The organism is Psychroserpens mesophilus, assembly GCF_050617655.1.
Classification (GTDB): domain Bacteria; phylum Bacteroidota; class Bacteroidia; order Flavobacteriales; family Flavobacteriaceae; genus Psychroserpens; species Psychroserpens mesophilus_A.
Genome location: NZ_JBODQC010000104.1, coordinates 1 through 316 on the forward strand (window position 1 = coordinate 1; position 316 = coordinate 316).

Genomic DNA, 316 nt, shown 5'->3' on the forward strand with positions numbered 1-316 from the left:
CACCCGATGAGCAGGGATAGGGGCAAGCGGAGATCCCCGGCCAAAAAGGGAGGGGGCATGGGGCGAAAAGGCGATACCCAGCGCACAACGGGGGTTCGCGCCAAAAAACACCTCGGCCAGCACTTCCTGACGGATGCTTCCGTCGCCATGCGGATTGCCGGAACCCTGAGCCCGGATGGTCCGCCCCGGATCCTGGAGATCGGGCCCGGCACCGGGGTGCTGACCGCTTTCCTGCTCAGGCGGCCCGTGGACCTGCTGGCCGTGGAACTCGACGGGGAATCCGTGAAGTACCTCCGGGAGGTTTTCCCTCTGGAAC

1 protein-coding gene is annotated in these 316 nt (G+C 65.8%); it reads left to right on the forward strand.

Going from position 1 to position 316, the window contains the following annotated elements; translation table 11 throughout:
- Positions 1–57: 57 nt before the first annotated feature.
- On the forward strand, positions 58–316 hold a 259-nt coding region (locus ACRHNM_RS16520), incomplete at its 3' end, for an rRNA adenine N-6-methyltransferase family protein (protein ID WP_431137724.1).